The following is a 2376-nucleotide window of genomic DNA, read 5'->3' as shown; positions in this document are numbered from 1 at the left end:
TTTGATCCACAGCTGTCACATCAAAACCATTCTGTGCGAGAAAGAGAGAGTTACGCCCCTGACCACAACCCAAATCCAAGGCTCTTCCTGGTTTCACCGTCTGCATAGCCTCTAAGACTTCCGAATGGACTGGATTGGTCTGGTATTTCTTAGGGAAATAATCCTCAGGTTTACAATAAAATTCCAAGTACCACTCTACATCGTCTGTTGCAGCCTCTACTCGATGCCAGGCTTGCGGTTGTGCCATGGGATTGTCAGCTCCTGCCTCAAAGAGGTGCTCAGCTAGAACCTCACCATCTTCTGTTAACTCAATAAACTTGAGTGCCCCCTTCAAGACAGTAATTTTTCCCCAAGTGCCGACTTTAGTATTGTGCTTTTGCTGAACTGCTTCAGGCATGGTCTGTTTATTCCACAAGGGCATCCGTTTATAGGCAATTAGTTTTTCCATTTTACTTCCTCTTCTTAACGCTGGTTGACAGCTTTCATCACACGCGCGATGTCGCGGTTTTGTTCACGACGCTTGATCGACTCCCGTTTGTCATAGTCATGCTTCCCTTTAGCAAGTCCTAAAAGGAGTTTGGCGTAGCCATCTTTGATATAGACTTTAAGGGGAACAAGGGTCATTCCTGTCCCTTTGGTCTCTTGTTCCAATTTTTGAATTTGCTTCTTATGGAGCAGGAGTTTACGACGGCGTTCTGGTTCCTGGTTCCAGATATTGCCCTCTTCGTATGGGGCAATATGAACATTGCTCAGCCAGACTTCCCCATTTTTTACTTGGGCAAAGCCATCCTTGAGATTGATTCGAGCAGCTCGTACACTCTTGATTTCAGTTCCAGTCAGGACCATCCCTGCCTCTAGCGTATCTACGATTGTATAGTCGTGGCGCGCCTTTTTATTTTGTGCGACGACCTTTCCCTCGCCCTTTGCCATGCTTGGCTCCTTTCTTAGCTACTTCCTTGTAAAAAGGTTTCTTACCTTTTTTCTTCTTGTCTTTTTGTGAATGCTTGCGCTTATCATTTGAGCGTCCTGATTTTCTCTTGTCTTCCTTCTTATCTGAACGACGACTTGAGCCACGACCTCTATCTTTGCGCCCAGCTTGTTTCAAACCTTTTTCGATGACATCAAACTCACTTGGGATATAAGAGAAGTCAATTTCACCTGTCATCTTATCGGCTCTTTCAACTCGAATGCGAATCTGCTGACCTACACGGAAAGTTATGCCCGATTTCTCCCCACGGAGAGTCAAATCCCGTTCGTTGAAATGATAAAATTCAGGTAGATTGGTAATGTGAATCAAGCCTTCAACTGTATTTGGCAATTCGACAAAAAGACCGAACTTGACAATGCTGGATACAACTGCATCGTACTCTTCTCCCACGTATTCTTCCATGTACTCAGCTTTTTTCATAGCTTCGACTTCACGCTCCGCCTCAATGGCACGACGTTCACGATTGGAAGACTGGGTTGCAATCTCTGGAATCACTTGTTCAAAATGCTCTGCTATTTCCTTAGAACGGCCGTAATCCCGAATCATTCGGTGAACAAGAAGGTCAGGATAACGACGAATGGGGCTGGTAAAGTGAGTGTAATAGTCGGCCGCTAGTCCATAGTGACCGTGATTATGCTCTGAATAACGAGCCTGTTGCATAGAACGGAGAAGCATCATTGACAATACATCCGCATAGGGTTCTCCCTCAACAGCACGCATGATGTCTTGAAGCGCCTCCTGGCTAATCTCACTGGCAGTCCCATAAATCCGCAAACCAAAGCTTGAAGCATAATCAATAAACTTCTGAACTTTTTCAGCCTTGGGCTCCTCGTGAATCCGATAAATGAAAGGTAGATCCAGCTTGCTAAAGTGCTCGGCAACCGTTTCATTAGCAATCAACATGAAGGACTCAATCATCCGCTCAGCAACACCACGCTGACGAAGAACGATATCAACTGGCTTGCCTTTTTTATCCACCAAGATCTTAGCTTCACTGGTATCAAAGTTAAGGGCACCACGTTTCTCACGCATGCTTTCTAGCCTTTCATGGAGCTTGGCCATGAGTTCGATACTTGGAACAATTTTCTTAAACTCTTGTCTCTTTTCCTCATCGCCAGCTAGGATGTCATTGACAGCGCTATAGGTCATACGGAAGCTAGTCTTGATAACTGTTTGGGTAATGGTGTAATTAACCACACGACCGTGTTTATCAATTTCCATAATAGCAGACTGGGTCAAGCGATCGACTTGAGGATTGAGGGAGCAGATACCATTTGACAAACGCTCTGGAAGCATTGGTACCACTCGGTCTGTCACATAGACAGAAGTCGCGCGGTTAAGGGCTTCCTTGTCAAGGGCAGAACCCTCGGTCACATAGTAGGAAACAT

At 45.4% G+C, this 2376-nt stretch carries 3 protein-coding genes; all 3 read right to left on the bottom strand.

From position 1 onward, the window contains the following. Positions 1-448, bottom strand: a 448-nt coding sequence (locus GMD4S_RS07990; RefSeq protein WP_000413059.1) for a DUF1971 domain-containing protein, incomplete at its 3' end; no start/stop codon positions are given. A 14-nt stretch (positions 449-462) separates the two neighbouring features. Then, the gene (gene smpB, locus GMD4S_RS07985; protein WP_001051750.1) at positions 463-930 is read right to left on the bottom strand and encodes an SsrA-binding protein SmpB; all 468 of its coding nucleotides are present in this window, start codon (positions 928-930) and stop codon (positions 463-465) included. Then, positions 893-2376, bottom strand: a 1484-nt coding sequence (locus tag GMD4S_RS07980) for a ribonuclease R family protein (RefSeq protein WP_000325444.1), incomplete at its 5' end; no start/stop codon positions are given. The genes GMD4S_RS07980 and smpB, both read right to left, overlap by 38 nt.

This window comes from Streptococcus sp. GMD4S (assembly GCF_000296955.1).
The sequence above is the reverse complement of the archived record's forward strand: the minus strand, read 5'-3'. Positions and strand labels throughout refer to the sequence as shown.